The organism is Aliiroseovarius sediminilitoris, assembly GCF_900109955.1.
GTDB lineage: Bacteria > Pseudomonadota > Alphaproteobacteria > Rhodobacterales > Rhodobacteraceae > Aliiroseovarius > Aliiroseovarius sediminilitoris.
Map to the genome: position 1 here is coordinate 677,501 of NZ_FOJB01000001.1, position 17,723 is coordinate 695,223.

Genomic DNA, 17,723 nt, shown 5'->3' on the forward strand with positions numbered 1-17,723 from the left:
TATTGAAAGTGACTGATGCACAAGTTCAAGACTTTCAAAAACGAGTGCGCGGAATTAGCCGTCAGCACCGTCGCTTGTCGCAGGGCTATGTCCAGCTGGTAGAGCGCGATGGGCTGTTGGTGCCCAGCAAGCCCCGGCTGCGGCGGGGGTTCCCGATCAAGGGACTGATCCTGACGCTTATTGGGTTCATGCTGTTCAAAGGCTTCCTGTTCAGCCAGGTCGGCGTGATCAACTACAATGATCGTCTTGACCGACTGTCGCAAGGGACGATGATCGAACAAGCCGGGGCTTGGATCATGCAGGACGATCCGGTGACAACTGCCATTAGCGGGTTCATGTCCAACCCGTTCTAACGTGGACATCTAGTTTCAATGCCAGCCCGCGCGCGACAAAGCGTTTCGGGCTGGTTTCGTTTTGAAACGTGGCTTTCGCGATGTCATTTCGACGCAAAGCCACATTTTCCGTTACGGTAAGCTGTCTTGACTGGCAAATCCTCTTGGCCTTGCCTATCTGCCTTGTCTAGAAAGACCCGAGCATGAACAGGAGGCGCCAAATGGCAAAGATTACCTATATCGAGCACAATGGAACGCAGCACGTCGTCGACGTCGCCAACGGTTTGACCGTGATGGAAGGCGCGCGCGACAACAATATCCCGGGAATCGAAGCCGATTGCGGCGGGGCATGCGCCTGTTCGACCTGTCATGTCTATGTCGACGCGGCGTGGGTCGACAAGGTGCCCGCCAAGGACGCAATGGAAGAAGACATGCTCGATTTCGCCTATGAGCCGGATGCCGAGCGGTCCCGCCTGACTTGCCAGCTCAAGGTCACTGATGATCTTGACGGTCTGGTCGTCCATATGCCGGAAAAACAAATCTGATGATCGGTCTGCGGGCTGCCCTGATTTTCATCTGCCTTGCAGCCCCGGCGGCAGCGCAGATCACGTCGGCCCGATATGTTGAACGCACGGACCGCTATGGCCATGGGGCGGTTCCCGGTGGCGAATATGGTGCGCTTGAGGTGACGCTGGCTGACGGTGCGCGCGCTGTGTCCCGCGTCTCTGGCGGCGTGTTCGAGGATACGACACCGCGACTGCACGATTTCGATGGTGACGGCGCGCCCGAAATCGTGACCGTGTTCAGCGGCGATGATGTCGGCGCAATGATCCGCATCTATGCGTGGCGTGATGGCAAGCTGGTGCTGCGTGGGGCAAACACCCCGATCGGCGCGCGTCATCGTTGGTTGGCCGTGGCAGGCATGGCAGATTTCAATGGCGATGGGTTGGACGAGATCGCCTTTGTCGATCGTCCCCATTTGGCCCGCAGGCTCATACTAACAACAGTCAAGCCTGGTCGTGACGGCGTTGCATTCAGCGAGTTGGCCACCGTCGGAGGTCTGACCAATCACAAATTCGGTAGCCCGATGATCGAAGGTGGCGTGCGTGATTGCGCGGGGGAGCCTCCGGTCGTTGTGACCGCCAGCGCCAACTGGTCCAGGGTCATTGAAACCCGTCTGGACGGTTTGGAACTGAAGCTGATCAATGTCGGTCGGTATCAAGGACCGGACAGCCTGTCGGCGCGTTTGGGCTGTTAGGGGTGGTTAAAGCGCCCGCCAGCCGATATCCGAGCGGTTGAACCCCTCGGGCCAGTCAATCTTTTCGATCATCGCATAGGCGCGGTCGCGGGCCTCGTGCAGGCTGTCGCCGCGGGCGGTGACGTTCAGGACACGTCCGCCGCTGGCGGTGATCTTCCCGTCGACTTCGGTCGTTCCAGCGTGAAACACCATATTCTTCGAATCCTCAGGCAGATCATCCAACCCGTTGATAACCGTCCCCTTCTGATAGGTCCCGGGATAGCCCTTGGCCGCCATCACCACCGTGATTGCGTGGTCGTCAGCCCAGTTGACCTTGGCCTTGTCCAACTGCCCCTCGGCACAGGCCAGCATCAGATCCAACGCCTGCGCGCCCAACCGCATCATCAACACCTGACATTCCGGATCGCCGAAACGGGCGTTGTATTCCACCAAACGCGCTTGCCCGTCCTTGATCATGAACCCCGCATACAGAACGCCCTGATAGGGTGTGCCGCGCTTGGCCATTTCGGTCACGGTCGGCTCGATGATCTCGCGCATGGCACGGGCGGCAATTTCGTCCGTCAGAACCGGGGCAGGGGAATAGGCGCCCATGCCGCCGGTGTTCAGCCCGGTGTCACCATCCCCCACACGTTTGTGGTCCTGCGCTGTGCCAATAGGCAAGGCCGTCTTGCCGTCGCAAAGGATGAAGTATGATGCCTCTTCGCCCTCCATGAATTCTTCGATCACGACTTCCGCGCCAGCCCCACCAAACACGCCGCCGAACATGTCGTCTATGGCGTCGAGCGCGGTCTGAACGTCCATCGCGACAATCACGCCTTTACCAGCAGCCAGCCCATCGGCCTTGACCACAATTGGGGCACCTTGCTCGCGGATGTAAGCCTTGGCGGCCTCGGCGTCGGTGAAATGCCCGTAGGCCGCTGTCGGCGCGCCCGCCGCGTCGCAGACCGCTTTGGTGAAGGATTTCGAGGCTTCCAGTTTGGCGGCCTCGGCAGAAGGGCCGAAAACCTTGATCCCGGCCTCACGCAAACGATCCGCGACACCTTTTGCCAACGGGGCTTCCGGGCCGACGATCACAAAATCTATGGTGTTTTCCTGTGCGAACGTCACAACCGCGTCACCATCTTCAATATCCAGTTTCGCACAATCCGCGATCTGGGCCATTCCGGCATTTCCCGGCGCAACAATCAAACGGTCGCATTTCGGGTTCTGCATCACCGCCCATGCCAGCGCATGTTCACGCCCACCGCTGCCCAGAATAAGGATGTTCATGGATATTCCCCCGCTTGGCCTTCCGTCACCGGCGTTCTAAGGTCGGGGCGCTGAAATCACAAGGAAAGAGACACCGGCCCCATGTCCGACCTGATCGACGATCCACAGCCCGGCGAAAATGCGCCAGAGTTCACCGTCTCGGAAATCTCCGGCGCGCTGAAGAAAACCATCGAGGGCGCGTTTGGTCGCGTTCGCGTGCGGGGCGAGGTTGGGCGTGTGATGCTGGCACGGTCGGGGCATCTTTACTTCGATGTGAAAGATGATCGGTCTGTTCTGGCCGCTGTCAGCTGGAAGGGGCAGGTCAGCCGCCTGTCGATCAAGCCTGAAGAAGGGATGGAGGTGATCGTCACCGGCAAGCTGACAACCTTTGGCAGTCAGTCGAAGTATCAGTTGAACGTTGATGACGTTGTCGTGGCCGGAGAAGGCGCGTTGATGGCGATGTTGGAAAAGCGAAAGAAAGTGCTGGCCGCCGAGGGACTCTTCGCGCCCGAACGCAAGAAAAAGCTGCCTTTCCTTCCCGAGGTGATCGGCGTCGTGACGTCCCCGTCCGGTGCCGTGATCCGCGATATCCTGCACCGTCTGCGCGACCGGTTCCCGCGCAAGGTGTTGATCTGGCCTGTCGCCGTGCAGGGCGAGGCCTGTGCACCACAGGTCGCCGCCGCAATCGAAGGCTTCAACCGCATGCAACCGGGTGGTGCACTGACGCGACCCGACCTGTTGATCGTTGCGCGCGGTGGTGGCTCGATCGAGGATCTGTGGGGGTTTAATGAGGAAATCGTCGCGCGCGCCGCCGCCGCGTCGGACATTCCCCTGATCTCGGCTGTGGGGCACGAGACGGATACAACTCTGATCGACTATGTCTCAGACCTGCGCGCGCCCACGCCGACGGCAGCTGCCGAACATGCGGTGCCTGTACGGTTGGAATTGCTCGCATGGACTGAGGAACAAGGCACCCGTCTGACCAGATCGCTGGAGCAGGCATTGACGCAACGCGGCCAGCGATTGCGCGATCTGGCGCGCGCCCTGCCACGGGTCGAGACCTTGTTGGACAACCCACGCCAACGGTTGGATACCGTCAGTCACAAACTGCCCGCAGCGCTGCGCAGCATGACCCAGACCCGGCGGGTGAAACTGACAGAAGCGTCAGCAGGTCTGCGCCCGCGTGTTCTGACGGCGCGATTGGCACCGATGCGGGATCGGCTTGGCATGGTGGCGTCGCGATTGGACCCGGATCGTATCACAGACGCCAACAAACGCCGGACGGTCGAGATAACGGGCCTGTCAGCGCGATTGGATCGTGCCTTTCTGGCGAATACGAAGCGGCACGTGGATCGGCTGTCCAGCCTTGAACGGATGCGCCAGACGCTGGGATACACCGAAACGCTGAAGCGCGGCTATGCGGTTGTGCGGGGCGACGGAGATGTGGTGACGACGCAGGTCGCGGCGGCGCAAGCCAAGTCGCTTGAGATCGAGTTTGCGGATGGTCGATTGGCGCTGGATAGGGCAGCGACATCGGCGGTGAAGCCGATCAAACCTGCAACAAAGCCCAAGCCCAAAAAGGACGCCCCCGATCAAGGATCGCTGTTCTAACCGGTAACCATGCTACTTGTTGCGTGAACCGGGACGACCCTGGGGCTTGCCGCCCGGGCCTTTGCCGCCAGGGCCTTTTACCGCCGGACGTTGACCGGGTTTCCCACCGGGCCGCCCACCTTTGAATGCAGGCTTGGCCCCCGGTTTGCTTCCATGCTTGCCGCGCGGGATCTCTTTGCGCGTCCGCATGGGCGCCGGCTTTGCATCTTCCAACCCAAGCTGGTCGCGCACAATGCGCTGGCGGATTTCCTCGACCTCGCCGGGTTTCAATTCGCCCAGTTGGAAGGGGCCGTAGCTGACGCGCAGAAGCCGGTTCACGGTCAGGCCGACCGCTTCCATGGCGCGGCGCACCTCGCGGTTCTTGCCTTCGCGCAGGGTCACGGTCAGCCACGCATTCGCGCCCTGTTGCCGGTCCAGCGACACGGCCATTGGTTGGAACCGCTCACCATCGATGGTCAATCCCTTGCGCACGGGCGCAAGCGTGTCTTCGGTCGGGCGTCCATTCACCCGCACGCGGTATTTGCGCGACCAACCGGTCGAGGGCAGCTCCAGCTTGCGCTTCACGTCGCCATCATTGGTCAGCAGCAGCAGGCCTTCAGAGTTAATGTCGAGCCGCCCAACGCTCATCACCCTTGGCATATCTTCAGGTAAGGCGGCGAAGACTGTATTGCGCCCTTTCTCGTCACGCTCGGTCGTCACAAGGCCGATGGGCTTGTAATACAGCCACATGCGCGGCGGTTCCGGGTCGGTCAAAGGGGCTTCGTCAAACAGGATAGTGTCCTTGGCCGTGACATTCAGGGCGGGGCTGTCGATCACCTTGCCGTTCACGGTCACACGGCCCGCTTCGATCATGCGCTCGGCCTCGCGGCGGCTGGCGATACCGGCACGCGCCAGAACCTTGGCAATGCGGTCGCCTTTCGACGGATCAGCCGTCGCGGCGTCCGGCTTTTTCGGTGCAGGCTTGCGGGCCGGTCTGGGAACGGGGGGGCGTTTCTTGTCAGTCATGCCCCCGCATAGCGCGAGGCGGCGCAAAGGGGAAGCCTTGGCAAGCGTTCCGGTCCGGGGCAAAAGGGGGCATGAGTAGGTTCACAAGCCATATGGATACCGCGCTGGCTGAGGCCCGCGCCGCCGCCAAACGTGGCGAGGTGCCCGTCGGCGCAGTCCTGGTGTCGCCGGAAGGCAAGGTGATCGCGGCGGCGGGCAACCGGACACGCGAGTTGAACGACCCCACGGCCCATGCCGAAATCCTTGCGATCCGCGAAGGCTGTGCGCAGGCCGGATCAGAGCGTCTGCCCGATCACGACCTTTACGTAACGCTAGAGCCTTGCGCGATGTGCGCAACCGCCATGTCGGCGGCGCGCATCCGCCGGGTCTATTACGGTGCGGCGGACCCGAAATCAGGCGGCGTCGCACATGGCGCGCGCATCTTCACACATCCGCAGTGTCACCATATCCCCGAGGTCTATGACGACATCGGCGCGGACGAGGCCGAGCAGATATTGAAGGATTTCTTCGCGTCCCGGCGTTGATCCTCAGATCGTGATCGGCTTCAGAACCTCTGGTTCCACCACATTCACGTCCGGCAGGGCGGCAATCAATTCATCAGCGGATTGTGCCAGGACGGGGAAGGTCTTGTAGTGGCAGGGAATTACGGTCTGGAAATCGAAATACCGTTTCGCCGCATAGGCCACGCGCGCCATATCCATCGTGTAATGCCCCCCGGCGCACAGAATGCCGATATCGGGTTTGTGCAGGTCGCCCATCCACTCCATATCCGCCATGATGTCGGTGTCGCCGGACAGATAGATCACGTGCCCTTCGCCTGCGATCATAAACCCGACCTCGGCACCTGCGCAGAGGGGCCGATCGCCGCCCAGATAATCGAAGCTGGCGGAATGTGATGCGTTCACCATCGTCACCTTGGCTCCGTTCAGGTCGATGGTGCCGCCCTTGCCGAACCCCAGCGTATCGACCTCGCCTTCATTGCCCCAGAAGGTGGCAAGCTCATGGATCGCCGCAATCGGAATGCCTTTCTCGCGTGCAATGGCTAGGGTTGAGGAAGCGTGGTCGCCGTGCCCGTGGGTGATCAGGATGTGAGTCGCGCCAGCGGTGGCCTGGTCCCGGCGATCCTCGGGAAACATCGGGTTACCATCCAGCCATGGATCAACCAGTAAAACCGCGTCTTCAATCTCGATCCGAAAACCGGAATGTCCAAGGAATGTGATTTGCATGGAAAGCCTCCCTTCTCATCGTTTGGGGTCAGAGTAGCACCAAAACCGCCCCTGTCACCTGTGGGACAGCGCCGCAAGCCGTTCACATGGCTTGCGGGCGGGACGGGCGCGCGCTAAACGAACTGGCGAAACACAGACGGGAGCACCCCATGTCGATCGACATCGAAACCGCGCGCAAGGTTGCGCATCTGGCCCGCATCAAGGTCGAAGACGACCGCTTGCCGGAGCTTGCCGAAAACTTCAACGCGATCCTCGGCTTTATCGAGCAGTTGAACGAGGTGGACGTGGACGGGATCGAACCGATGACCTCAGTCACGCCGATGCGTCTGAAGCGGCGCGAAGACGTGGTGACGGATGGCAGCATGCAGGACAAGATACTGTCAAACGCGCCTGACGCACGTGAAGGCTTCTTTGCGGTTCCGAAGGTGGTGGAATAATGGCTGACCTGAACAAACTGACGATTGCGGATGCCCGCGATGCGATGCGCAGGGGCGATCTGACATCTGTCGAACTGACCGAGGCGTGTCTGACCGAGATCGAAGGCGCAGGCGCGCTGGGCGCGTTTGTCCACAAAACGCCCGAACTTGCGCGCGAACAGGCCAAAGCGGCGGACGACCGCATCAAGGCGGGCGATGCGCCTGACATGTGCGGCATCCCGCTGGGGATCAAAGACTTGTTCTGCACCAAGGGCGTGGCGTCACAAGCGGGTAGCCGCATTCTTGAAGGCTTCATCCCGGAATACGAATCGACTGTCAGTCAAAACCTTCTGGACAATGGCACCGTCATGTTGGGCAAGCTCAACATGGATGAATTCGCGATGGGTTCGTCGAACGAGACGAGCGTGTATGGCAATGCAGTGAATCCGTGGAAAATCGACGACCGCAAGCTGACACCGGGCGGAAGTTCGGGCGGGTCGGCGTCGGCTGTGGCCGCTGACCTTTGCCTTGCCGCGACCGGCACCGACACAGGCGGGTCAATCCGCCAGCCTGCCGCCTTTACTGGCATTACCGGGATCAAGCCGACCTATGGGCGATGCTCGCGCTGGGGTGTTGTGGCGTTCGCATCTTCGTTGGATCAGGCTGGTCCGATGACCAAATCGGTGCGCGACGCTGCGATCATGCTGGAAGCGATGTGCAGCCATGATGCGAAAGATTCCACCAGTGCAGACCTGCCAGTGCCGAATTTCGAGGCCATGCTGACCGGTAACATCAAGGGCAAGAAGATCGGTATTCCCAAGGAATATCGCATGGACGGTATGCCGGACGAGATTGAAGCGTTGTGGGCCAAAGGTGCCGACATGCTGCGCGACGCGGGGGCCGAGATTGTTGATATCTCGCTGCCTCACACGAAATATGCTCTGCCCGCCTATTATGTGATTGCACCAGCAGAGGCGTCGTCGAACCTCGCCCGATATGACGGCGTGCGTTATGGCCACCGTGCCAAGCTGGGGCAGGGCGATGGCATTACCGAGATGTATGAGAAAACCCGCGCCGAAGGGTTCGGGGCCGAAGTGCAACGCCGCGTCATGGTTGGCACCTATGTGTTGTCGGCGGGCTTCTATGACGCCTATTACAATCGTGCCCGCAAGGTGCGCGCGCTGATCAAGAAAGACTTCGAAGATGTGTTCGCGCAAGGCATCGACGCAATCCTGACACCCGCGACGCCGTCTGCCGCCTTTGGGCTGGGCGAGATGGAAAACGCCGATCCGGTCAAGATGTATCTGAACGACGTGTTCACCGTGACGGTGAACCTTGCCGGGTTGCCGGGTATTTCGGTACCCGCCGGGCTGGACGCGCAGGGCTTGCCGCTGGGTCTGCAACTGATCGGGCGCCCGTGGGAAGAAGGCGATCTGCTGAATATCGCTCACGAGGTAGAGCAACGTGCCGGATTTGTGGCAAAGCCCCGGAAATGGTGGTAACTCCTGCAAATTATTAACTCCTTGCTGCGAGAAAGAGGGTTCTATGCGGTATATTTTGGGTCTCGTCGCCGTTGCTTCGGTTTCAGCTTGCGCCAGCAATGCCCCTGACAGCCGGTCGCCTGCGAATGTGACACCTGCTGTCGATCCGGTGTCGGGTGCGCCTTTGTCGGCGATGATCGAAGGGAGCTCTGTCACCAGTCAGTCGATTGATGGCAATCAGAATGCCGCTGTCGCGCCCGGCATTTCCGACGAACAGGATTTCAGTGCCGTCGCGGCCCGCGAAAGTATTGAAAGTGACGCCCAGCGTATCGAAAGCTATCAGGCCGCCTATCAACAGGCCGAGGTGGTCGCCGTCCCTGAACGCCCCGAAGGCAGTTCGGTTTCGGTGGTGGAATATGCGTTGTCGACCACCAATACGGTGGGGCAGTCGATCTATTCCCGCTCGGCATTGTCGGGCGACGCGCGGGCAGAACGCAATTGCGCGCGCTATACTTCCGCCGATTTTGCACAAATCGCGTTTCTTGAGGCCGGTGGCCCCAAGCGAGACAGACATGGGTTGGACCCCGATGGTGACGGATTTGCCTGCGGTTGGAACCCGGCCCCCTTCCGCTCCGCCCGTGGTGCGGTCGAGGATACGGCAGTGGTCGAAGATTCTGGCATCAGCAAAGCGGACCTGGAAGCCGTGGGCATCACGACTGATGATACGAGTGATCTTGCCGACCCGGCACCGCTTCCGGGTGAAACCCTTAACATCTCGGGCGAAACCGTCGCGAGCGAATAGGTGCAGATCACATCCCGTCCGTCCCCGAATTTCGGCCCGCGACGGGATGGCCTCGCACCTTCGTTGATCGTTCTTCATTATACCGCCATGGCTGATCCGGCCGAGGCGTTGGATCGTCTTTGCGCGCCTGAACACGAAGTGTCTGCCCATTACCTGATCCACCGCGACGGGCGGGTGTTTCAGTTGGTGGATGAAGATATGCGCGCGTGGCACGCGGGGGCAGGCACGTGGCGCGGGATGGATGACATCAATTCCCGCTCGATCGGGATCGAGATCGACAATGATGGGGTATCCCCGTTCAGCGAACCGCAGTTGGCACAGCTTGAAAAATTGTTGCCCCTGATCATGGAGCGATGGTCGATTCCCATAGAAGGTGTGATCGGGCATAGCGACATGGCACCGGACCGCAAATCCGATCCCGGTCGGCGGTTCCCGTGGTCCCGGCTTGCACGACAAGAGTTGGCCATCTGGCCTGATGGTTCCGAAACCACGCCGGATGAGGCGGAGTTTCTTCAACAGGCGGCTGTTTTCGGTTATCCATCGAATGCCGGGTGCACCGCTGTGCTTGATGCTTTGCGCCAACGCTTCCGCCCGTGGGCTGTTGGGCCGTTGGATAGGCGCGACATGGGAATTGTCGCTGACCTTTCCAAACGCTTCCCCGTTGACGCGCCCACACCCAACGCTTAAGTCGCTTTATGCGCGGATGGCTGGATGACCGCGGGTGACTGTGGGGGCGTGCTCCTGCGTGACGCGAGGAAAGTCCGGACTCCACAAGGCAATGGTGCCGGGTAATGCCCGGCCGGGGAAACCCGAGGGAAAGCGCCACAGAGAACAGACGGCCTGCGCCTGTCGCGGGTCACGGTGAAACGGTGGGGTAAGAGCCCACCGCGCGCTTGGCAACAAGGGCGGCACGGCAAGCCCCACCAGGAGCAATGCCAAATAGGGACCGCACGGGGCTTGCCCCAAAGCCGCCTTGGCTTTTGCAGGTCCGGGTTGGCAGCTTGAGGTGTCTGGTAACAGGCATCCTAGAGGAATGGTCATCCACGGTGGCAACACCTGGACAGAATCCGGCTTACAGGCCGTCCGCGCAATATTTCACGCCGATTGGGCGCCGTCATGCGCGTCGTTTCGGAACGCGCGCGAATTTCCCGATTGCCTGTTGACTCGGGGGCCAATGACGCTAAAAGGCGGGTTCCAGAGATTTACCCGGGCGGGGTGCGCCCACCCGATGAGGAGCTGACGACATGGCGAAGCCGACCACTATCAAAATCCGCCTGAACTCGACCGCGGATACCGGCCACTTCTATGTGACCAAGAAGAATGCTCGCACCATGACCGAAAAAATGGTTGTGAAGAAATACGACCCGGTTGTGCGCAAGCATGTTGAATATAAGGAAGGTAAGATCAAGTAATCTTGATCCCTTTCGATGTTGAATGGGCCGTGCCGGTGGGCGCGGCCTTTTCGTTTATCAGCTTTGGATCTGTCGATACAGCGTGTCGGCAAAGTGGCGATAGGCCGTGGGTCCGGGGTGAAAGCCGTCCGCCGCCATCGTTGCGGGATCCAGCGACATGTTGAATGGCAGATATTCGATACCCAGCGTCTCGGCTTGCTGAGCCAGGGCCGTATCGAACCGCCTTGCCTGCTGTCCCAGAACAAAACGAAGTGGACCGGGCAGCAGGGGAAACTGATCCAGCGGCGGGACACCCGTGACCAGAATGCGCTGGGCGTGATGGCGTTGGCGTAGCCGGGCGTATAGCTGCTCGCGGTGCTTTAACAATCGGCGCAGCGGGGTTTGTCGGGTGATGTCGTTCACGCCCAACACCACGATGGCAATGTCGACTTCGCCCAGATCGTCAGGCCATTCTTCCAGCGTGGAACGTGTTGTTGCGCCGGTTCTGGCGTGCAGCGACCATGTCAGACGGTAATGCGCGGCAAGTTTGTCTGTCAAACGACCCGACAAGGCTTCGCCTTGATGGGACGCACCGACACCGGCGGCTGAAGAATCTCCGATAATAGCAAGACGCAGCGAAGAACCATCGCCAGTCTGTCCCGTGCGAGGCCCCGCAGGTTCCGGCAGGCTGGCCGCTGTTTTGCGAACAAGCAGCGCTTGCGCGATCAGAAGGGGAGCAAGGGCAAGTTTCAGAACTCTGTCAGACATGGGCCTGTTCCAAGCAAAAAGGGCCGGTCCCTCAAGACCGGCCCTTTGTTCGTTTGTTACGCCTGCTTATTCACGGTTGCCCAGGAATTGCAGCAGGAACATGAACAGGTTGATGAAGTCCAGATACAGGTTCAGTGCACCCATGATTGCGGATTTCGCCAGCCATTCGCTGTCCATAGCCTGCGCGTGCGCAATGTAATCCGTCTTGATCTTCTGCGTGTCATAAGCTGTCAGGCCAGCAAAGATCAGAACACCGATTACCGAGATCGCAAAATGAAGCATCGAGCTTCCGATGAAGATGTTGACGATCGACGCCACGATCAGACCAATCAGACCCATGATCAGGAATGCCCCCAATGCGCTTAGGTCGCGCTTGGTGGTGTAGCCATAAAGGCTTAGACCCGCGAAGGCGATTGCGGTGATCAAGAAGGTTTGCACGATCGACACGCCGGTGAAAACAAGGAAGATCGAGCTGATCGACAGCCCCATCAGCGCGGCAAACGCATAGAAGAACAGTTGCGCACCTGACGCGGACAAGCGGTTAATGGCGGCGCCGAAGGCAAACACCATAGCCAGCGGAGCGAACATAACGACCCATTTCAGCGGCGACATATAGATCGCCTGACCCAATCCGGTCAGGTATTTACCTTCGCTTATCGCAGCGGTCGCACCTGTCGGATCGGTGGTTACCGCAAGGCCAGCGATGGCCCAGCTTGCCAAGGCAGTGATCAGAAGACCCACGGACATCAGCCCATAGACCTTGTTCATATGGGCGCGAAGCCCTTCGTCGATTGCGGCGCGGGTGCCTACGCCTGCGCGAACCGTATCATATTGAGCCATTTAGATAGACCTCCAGAAAAACACAACTGGCGAGCCCCAAACGGAAACCGCCCTTGGCCTTAATATCGGCAAGGGCGGACTGTATTTCAAGAGGAATAGGATAACTTGATCGGAAAGATCAGATGTTAGTTCCAGTGCGCCGGAATATCCCAAATGGGGCGGTTCGCTTCGCGATACGCAGCGTCTGGTGTCAGACCGATATCTTTCAACCGGATCGCGTCCAAATTTGCCAGTGCATGACGTTCGCGATGGACCTCCCAGGCGTGGACCAGCCAAGCCAGCGGTGAGAACGCGCGCTTTACGGTAGGGGCATTGGTGCAGATAACAGCAGACATCTCGTCTCTCCTTCTCAGAGGTAAATGGTTGATAGGCGTTGCATCAACGTTCTTGATGTTTATGCTGATCTAGGTTTGATAAGTAAAATGAATGTTTTTGCTATTATGCATCAAGAGGTGTGATATGCCCCGAAATCTTGACCTGACGGCTTTGCGCAGTTTTGTAACCGTTGCGGACGCGGGCGGAGTGACACGTGCGGCGGGGCTTTTGCATCTGACCCAGTCCGCCGTGTCGATGCAGTTGAAACGGCTTGAGGAAAGTTTGGGTCGTCCTTTGTTGGATCGTTCGGGGCGGGGGGTGTCGCTGACTGCCGACGGCGAACAATTGCTGGGATATGCGCGCCGCATGATGCGCCTGAATGACGAGGTTTATGCGCGCCTTACGGATCACGCGTATGAGGGTGAGATCGTCTTGGGGGTTCCCTCCGATGTGGTCTATCCGGCGATCCCCACGGTGTTGAAGCAGTTTCACGCCGAATATCCGAGGATGCGCGTCCACTTGATCTCGTCCTATACAAGCCGTCTGAAATCCATGTTCGCGCGTGGCGAATGTGACATCACCCTGACCACAGAAGAAGAAAAGGACGCCGGTGCCGAAACCCTGGCCGCGCTTCCGCTGGTCTGGGTCGGGGCGCCGAACGGTCAGGCATGGCGTTCAAGACCGCTGCGGCTTGCTTTTGAGCGTAACTGCATTTTCCGCAAGGGCGTTCAAAAAGCCCTGAATGCGGCGAATATTCAGTGGGAGATGGGGGTTGACGGTGATTCTACCCGCACGATCGAGGCATCGTTGTCAGCAGATCTGGCCGTGCACGCCGTGATCGATGGCACCGTTCAGCCGTTTCTAGAGCAGATCGACCACGGAGGAGCATTGCCGGATCTTGCTGTCACCCGGGTGAACATGTATGCGGCGAGCAATTCGGGCGGCCAGGCCATGCAGGACTTGCTGTCGATGATCCGCCGGGCATTTGCCGAACTCTAGGGCGATGGCGGCATGGTGACGACCACCTTGCCCGTCGATTTGCGCTGCCTCAGCAGGTCCAAGGCCTCGCCCGCGCGGTCAAGCGGTAGCGTGTGGCTGACATGGGGTTTGATTCTGCCTTCGCCATACCAGGTCAGCAACTGACGCAGGCTGTCGGTCAAGGGGTCGGGTCGGAACTTCAGATACCCGCCCCAGTAAAAGCCGATCAGAGTGATGTTCTTGACCAGCATGTGATTTGGCCGCACCTCGGGCAGATCGCCACTGGCAAAACCGATCAACAGGATCCGGGCTTCCGGGTTGCAGGCGCGGAAGGCCGCGTTGAACTGGTCGCCGCCGATCGCGTCATAGACCACATCTGCTCCGCCCAACGCCTTGACCTCGTCTCGGATGTCCTGTGTGTCCGTGTCGATCAGATGATCGGCGCCGGCGCGACGGCAGACCTCCAGTTTCTCGGCCCCGCGCGCGCAAGCGACGACCCGCGCACCCATGACCTTGCCAATTTCCACTGCGGTCAGCCCGACCCCACCGGCTGCGCCCAGAACGACCAGTGTTTCGCCCGGTTGCAGCCGTGCTTTGTAGTCCAGCGCCATGTGGCTTGTGCCATAGGCGATCTGGAACGCGGCGGCGTCTTGGAAGCTCATGTTGTCGGGCAGGGGCAGGCATCGGGTCGCATCGAACACACCCTGTTCGGCCAGACCATCGCGGCCAGAAAAGACCACAACCCGTGTCCCTGGCTTGGGACCGTCAGCATCCGGGCCAAGGGCGGTGACGATCCCGGCCGGTTCCATCCCCAGCGAAAAGGGTGGCCGTGGCGTGTCCTGGTATTTACCTTTCGACATCAGCAGATCGGCGAAATTCAAACCACAAGCGCGGATGTCCACCAATGCTTGTCCGGATTGGGGAGTTGGCGTGGCGACGTCAACCAGCTGTGCCGGATGGTCGAAATCTGTGACGAGAAAGGTTTTCATGCGGGCTCCTTTTGGCAACTCCATAGGTGTTTCCGAGCGGAAAATCGAGCAAGATAGTAGAGAATCATCTGCTCGCCTCAGCGTTGTGTAGTTGCAAAATGCAAAACTTGTTGCTAATCTCCTTTTGCGTGTGCTTCCATGTTGACGACTTTCGCTGTGGTGGAGGCGCAAAAAATGCGAATGAATACGTATATCGTATTGGTATTAATAAGTTTTTCATTATTGACGTCGAAGCTGACCAAAAAGACAGGTTGAGTGAACGCGTCGACACATGGTCAGTGGTTGCGTAATTCAATCTAGTAACGAGGAGTGGTTCAATGAAACATCCGGTGGATGTCCATGTTGGTAAACGCGTCCGTCACCGCCGTTGGATGGTGGGGATGACGCAGCAGCAGTTGGCTGAAAAAGTAGGGATCAAATTCCAACAGATCCAGAAATACGAAACCGGCATGAACCGCGTCTCTGCGTCTCGGCTTTGGGATATCGCGGCAGCACTTTCGGTGCCGGTCAGCTTTTTCTTTGAAGGGCTGGAAAGCAAACCCGATGCCGATACCGAAGGTGCCCTGCCGGGCGACATCCTGGCGGATAAAGAAGCTCTGGAACTGGTGCGCAGCTATTACGCCATTCCTGACAATCAACGTCGTCGCCTGTTTGAACTGGCGCGTGTCCTGTCAGACGTGGCCTGAGCTTGACGCCAGACCGGTTGCCCTGTTACCGCGCGGTCAACAAACTGCCGGGGTGACATGGTGACCGATCTGACGTCAGAGACCAAACAGGAATTGCTGCGCGTTGCTGAGGCTTTGGCCGATGCGGCGCGCAAAGCCATCCTGCCCTATTTCCGCGCCGATGGCCTGACTGCTGACAACAAGCTCAGCGAAGGGTTTGATCCGGTCACCGAAGGCGACCGCGCAGCAGAACGCGCGATGCGCGACCTTTTGGCAGTCCTGCGCCCAAAGGATACCGTTCTGGGCGAGGAATTCGGCCTGACCGCAGGGGAAAGCGGTCTGACATGGGTGCTTGACCCGATTGATGGTACCCGCGCCTTTCTGTCGGGCACACCCACATGGGGTGTGTTGATCGCAGTCGGCGATGACAACGGCCCCCAGCTTGGCGTTATTGATCAGCCTTATATTGGGGAACGCTTCATCGGCGGTTTCGGCGAAGCCCGTGTTGACGGGCCGCACGGAACACGCCGTTTGCAGACACGCGCGCCGCGCGATCTGGCGGATGCGATTCTGTTCACGACATTCCCGGAAGTTGGCACGCCGCAGGAAGGCCAAGCGTTTCAACGGCTGTCAAACGAGGTCAAGCTGACGCGGTTCGGTCTGGATTGCTATGCCTATGGGCTGGTGGCCGCAGGACAAATCGACCTTGTGGTCGAGGCCGGCTTGCAGGCGTATGACATCCAAGGCCCGATGGCGGTGATCGAAGCGGCAGGTGGTATTGTCACGAACTGGGAAGGCGGACCCGTGCATCAAGGCGGGCGCGTGGTGGCAGCGGCCAATCGGCAGATCCACGCTGCGGCGCTGGCGTTTCTGTCCTGCCCCTGAACGGCTGATCAAGGGTATTGTAGGGGACCGCCTGTGCGTGGCAAAATGCCCAAGCGCGCGAGTCCTTTGCCCTTTCTGTCGCCGCCAGAGTTGTCTCACCGAAATGGGCGGGAGGAGACAACATGGACTATCTGATCCGCAATGCACGAACCATTTTGACGATGGATGATGACAGCCGCGAGCTATCATCCACCGACATTCGCATTTCGAATGGTGTTATCACCGCCATTGGGCCCCAGCTTGAACAGGATTGCGAAGTGCTGGACGCAAGCCGCGCCGTTGTGACGCCGGGCCTCGTGAACACCCATCATCATCTGTATCAAACCCTGACGCGGGCAGTGCCTGGCGGACAGGACGCGCTTTTGTTTGGCTGGTTGCAAACCCTCTACCCGATTTGGTCGCGCTTCGGCCCGGATGAGATGCGCGTGTCGGCCATGGTGGGTCTGGCCGAACTGGCCTTGTCGGGTTGCACGATGAGCTCGGATCACCTCTATCTCTATCCCGGCGGTGCGCGGCTTGAGGATACGATCGACGGCGCGCGCGAAGTCGGTCTGCGCTTTCATCCCACGCGTGGCGCGATGTCGATCGGGGAAAGCGATGGCGGCCTGCCGCCCGACATGCTGGTCGAGCGCGAAAGCGCAATTCTTGAAGATTGCATCCGGGTGATTGATGCCTTTCACGATCCGTCCGACGGCGCGATGTTGCGGGTGGGCGTGGCACCGTGTTCGCCCTTTTCGGTCAGTCGTGAGTTGATGCGGGACGCGGCCCTTCTGGCGCGTGACAAAGGCGTGATGCTGCACACCCATCTGGCAGAAAACGACGAGGACATCGCCTATAGCCAGGCGCAGTTTGGCTGTCGGCCGGGTCAATATGCCGAAGAACTGGGTTGGGTCGGGGATGATGTCTGGCACGCTCATTGTGTCAAGCTGGACAGCACCGAGATTGACCTGTTCGCCCACACGCGCACCGGGGTCGCGCATTGCCCCTGCTCCAACTGCCGACTTGGATCGGGAATCGCGCCTGTGCGCCAGATGCGCGACGCGGGCGTCAAGGTTGGCTTGGGGGTGGATGGTTCTGCCTCCAACGATCAGGGCAACCTGATGGAGGAAGCGCGTCAAGCCATGCTTTTGCAACGCGTGGCCTTCGGCGCCGACAAGATGAGCGCCCGCGAGGTGTTGCGCATCGCCACCCGCGGCGGGGCCGAGGTTCTTGGGCGTCACGATTGCGGCCAGATCGCCGTGGGCAAGCGTGCGGATATAGCGATCTGGGATGTGTCCGGGCTGGAAAGCGCAGGCAGCTGGGATCCGGCGGCGCTGGTCTTGGCAGGCCCACGTCAGGTCCGCGACCTGTTTGTCGAAGGGCGGCAGATCGTGCGGGATGGGCGGATCACAACGCTTGACCTGCCGCGATTGATCGAAGATCAAAATCGCCTCGCTGCACGGCTTGGTGCGTGACAGGCTGAACTTGCAATTTTGCGATCAGTTCTTTTTCTGTTAAGATCAGCGGTATTTTA

The 17,723-nt window shown here is 59.7% G+C and carries 21 protein-coding genes and 1 other RNA gene; 15 read left to right on the top strand and 7 right to left on the bottom strand.

All coding sequences use genetic code 11. The features are described 5' to 3' along the window. Positions 1 to 44: 44 nt before the first annotated feature. The 3 genes from BMY55_RS03400 (at position 45) to BMY55_RS03410 (ending at position 1,590) form a co-directional block, all read left to right on the top strand. Positions 45 to 353 (top strand): hypothetical protein, encoded by a 309-nt coding sequence (locus tag BMY55_RS03400; protein ID WP_143064274.1) that lies wholly within the window; start codon positions 45 to 47, stop codon positions 351 to 353. A 200-nt stretch (positions 354 to 553) separates the two neighbouring features. After that, positions 554 to 877, top strand: coding sequence for a 2Fe-2S iron-sulfur cluster-binding protein (locus tag BMY55_RS03405; RefSeq protein ID WP_091428286.1), 324 nt, complete (start codon positions 554 to 556; stop codon positions 875 to 877). Next, the gene (locus BMY55_RS03410) at positions 877 to 1,590 is read left to right on the top strand and encodes an FG-GAP repeat domain-containing protein (protein WP_091428287.1); all 714 of its coding nucleotides are present in this window, start codon (positions 877 to 879) and stop codon (positions 1,588 to 1,590) included. The genes BMY55_RS03405 and BMY55_RS03410 overlap by 1 nt, the downstream gene beginning before the upstream one ends. A 6-nt stretch (positions 1,591 to 1,596) precedes the next feature. Here BMY55_RS03410 and purD read toward each other — a convergent pair whose 3' ends face one another. Then, positions 1,597 to 2,859, bottom strand: a complete 1,263-nt coding sequence (purD, locus tag BMY55_RS03415) for a phosphoribosylamine--glycine ligase (protein ID WP_091428288.1) — start codon at positions 2,857 to 2,859, stop codon at positions 1,597 to 1,599. Positions 2,860 to 2,940: 81 nt separating this feature from the next. Between purD and xseA the strand changes: the two genes are divergently transcribed. Next, positions 2,941 to 4,449, top strand: coding sequence for an exodeoxyribonuclease VII large subunit (gene xseA, locus BMY55_RS03420; protein WP_091428289.1), 1,509 nt, complete (start codon positions 2,941 to 2,943; stop codon positions 4,447 to 4,449). Between the two features lie 12 nt (positions 4,450 to 4,461). Here the strand turns inward: xseA and BMY55_RS03425 are convergent, their stop codons facing one another. Continuing rightward, positions 4,462 to 5,454, bottom strand: a complete 993-nt coding sequence (locus BMY55_RS03425) for a pseudouridine synthase (RefSeq protein ID WP_091428290.1) — start codon at positions 5,452 to 5,454, stop codon at positions 4,462 to 4,464. A gap of 71 nt (positions 5,455 to 5,525) precedes the next feature. Between BMY55_RS03425 and BMY55_RS03430 the strand changes: the two genes are divergently transcribed. Then, positions 5,526 to 5,978, top strand: a complete 453-nt coding sequence (locus tag BMY55_RS03430; protein WP_245744639.1) for a nucleoside deaminase — start codon at positions 5,526 to 5,528, stop codon at positions 5,976 to 5,978. A gap of 3 nt (positions 5,979 to 5,981) precedes the next feature. On the opposite strand, the gene BMY55_RS03435 is transcribed toward BMY55_RS03430, so the two are convergent. Then, a complete protein-coding gene (locus tag BMY55_RS03435) occupies positions 5,982 to 6,680 on the bottom strand; it encodes a metal-dependent hydrolase (RefSeq protein ID WP_091428292.1) in 699 nt (232 codons plus the stop codon). A 149-nt stretch (positions 6,681 to 6,829) separates the two neighbouring features. Between BMY55_RS03435 and gatC the strand changes: the two genes are divergently transcribed. From gatC to rpmG, 6 genes are all read left to right on the top strand, one after another. Then, complete coding sequence (gatC, locus tag BMY55_RS03440; RefSeq protein ID WP_091428293.1) at positions 6,830 to 7,117, top strand: Asp-tRNA(Asn)/Glu-tRNA(Gln) amidotransferase subunit GatC; 288 nt, start codon at positions 6,830 to 6,832, stop codon at positions 7,115 to 7,117. Continuing rightward, positions 7,117 to 8,598: an Asp-tRNA(Asn)/Glu-tRNA(Gln) amidotransferase subunit GatA gene (gene gatA / locus BMY55_RS03445; protein ID WP_091428294.1), complete on the top strand. Its 1,482-nt coding sequence runs from the start codon at positions 7,117 to 7,119 to the stop codon at positions 8,596 to 8,598. Before gatC ends, gatA begins: the two co-directional genes overlap by 1 nt. Positions 8,599 to 8,641: 43 nt before the next feature. After that, complete coding sequence (locus BMY55_RS03450; protein WP_177179280.1) at positions 8,642 to 9,379, top strand: hypothetical protein; 738 nt, start codon at positions 8,642 to 8,644, stop codon at positions 9,377 to 9,379. Beyond that, a complete protein-coding gene (locus tag BMY55_RS03455) occupies positions 9,380 to 10,066 on the top strand; it encodes an N-acetylmuramoyl-L-alanine amidase (RefSeq protein ID WP_281242417.1) in 687 nt (228 codons plus the stop codon). Between the two features lie 12 nt (positions 10,067 to 10,078). After that, positions 10,079 to 10,470: RNase P RNA component class A (gene rnpB, locus BMY55_RS03460), an RNA gene on the top strand. A gap of 153 nt (positions 10,471 to 10,623) precedes the next feature. Beyond that, positions 10,624 to 10,791 (top strand): 50S ribosomal protein L33, encoded by a 168-nt coding sequence (rpmG, locus tag BMY55_RS03465; protein WP_008034579.1) that lies wholly within the window; start codon positions 10,624 to 10,626, stop codon positions 10,789 to 10,791. Between the two features lie 57 nt (positions 10,792 to 10,848). Here the strand turns inward: rpmG and BMY55_RS03470 are convergent, their stop codons facing one another. The 3 genes from BMY55_RS03470 to BMY55_RS03480 form a co-directional block, all read right to left on the bottom strand. Next, a complete protein-coding gene (locus BMY55_RS03470; protein ID WP_091428295.1) occupies positions 10,849 to 11,538 on the bottom strand; it encodes an SGNH/GDSL hydrolase family protein in 690 nt (229 codons plus the stop codon). A gap of 66 nt (positions 11,539 to 11,604) precedes the next feature. Further along, positions 11,605 to 12,378, bottom strand: coding sequence for a Bax inhibitor-1/YccA family protein (locus tag BMY55_RS03475; protein WP_091428297.1), 774 nt, complete (start codon positions 12,376 to 12,378; stop codon positions 11,605 to 11,607). Between the two features lie 125 nt (positions 12,379 to 12,503). After that, positions 12,504 to 12,713 carry a DUF1127 domain-containing protein gene (locus BMY55_RS03480; protein WP_091428299.1) on the bottom strand — a complete coding sequence of 70 codons (210 nt, stop codon included), beginning with the start codon at positions 12,711 to 12,713 and terminating at the stop codon, positions 12,504 to 12,506. Between the two features lie 124 nt (positions 12,714 to 12,837). On the opposite strand from BMY55_RS03480, the gene BMY55_RS03485 reads away from it, so the two are divergent. After that, positions 12,838 to 13,692 carry a LysR family transcriptional regulator gene (locus BMY55_RS03485; protein WP_091428300.1) on the top strand — a complete coding sequence of 285 codons (855 nt, stop codon included), beginning with the start codon at positions 12,838 to 12,840 and terminating at the stop codon, positions 13,690 to 13,692. Here BMY55_RS03485 and BMY55_RS03490 read toward each other — a convergent pair. Beyond that, the gene (locus BMY55_RS03490) at positions 13,689 to 14,660 is read right to left on the bottom strand and encodes an NADPH:quinone oxidoreductase family protein (RefSeq protein WP_091431986.1); all 972 of its coding nucleotides are present in this window, start codon (positions 14,658 to 14,660) and stop codon (positions 13,689 to 13,691) included. The genes BMY55_RS03485 and BMY55_RS03490 overlap by 4 nt on opposite strands. A 317-nt stretch (positions 14,661 to 14,977) precedes the next feature. Here BMY55_RS03490 and BMY55_RS03495 point away from each other — a divergent pair, with 317 nt between their 5' ends. The 3 genes from BMY55_RS03495 to BMY55_RS03505 all read left to right on the top strand — a co-directional run bounded on the left by BMY55_RS03495 (position 14,978) and on the right by BMY55_RS03505 (position 17,664). Then, positions 14,978 to 15,346: a helix-turn-helix domain-containing protein gene (locus BMY55_RS03495; protein WP_091428302.1), complete on the top strand. Its 369-nt coding sequence runs from the start codon at positions 14,978 to 14,980 to the stop codon at positions 15,344 to 15,346. A gap of 57 nt (positions 15,347 to 15,403) precedes the next feature. Continuing rightward, a complete protein-coding gene (locus BMY55_RS03500; protein ID WP_091428304.1) occupies positions 15,404 to 16,210 on the top strand; it encodes an inositol monophosphatase family protein in 807 nt (268 codons plus the stop codon). 122 nt (positions 16,211 to 16,332) lie between these two features. Beyond that, entirely contained in the window at positions 16,333 to 17,664 is a 1,332-nt protein-coding gene (locus BMY55_RS03505; protein WP_091428306.1) for an 8-oxoguanine deaminase, read from the top strand. The last annotated feature ends 59 nt before the right edge of the window (positions 17,665 to 17,723 follow it).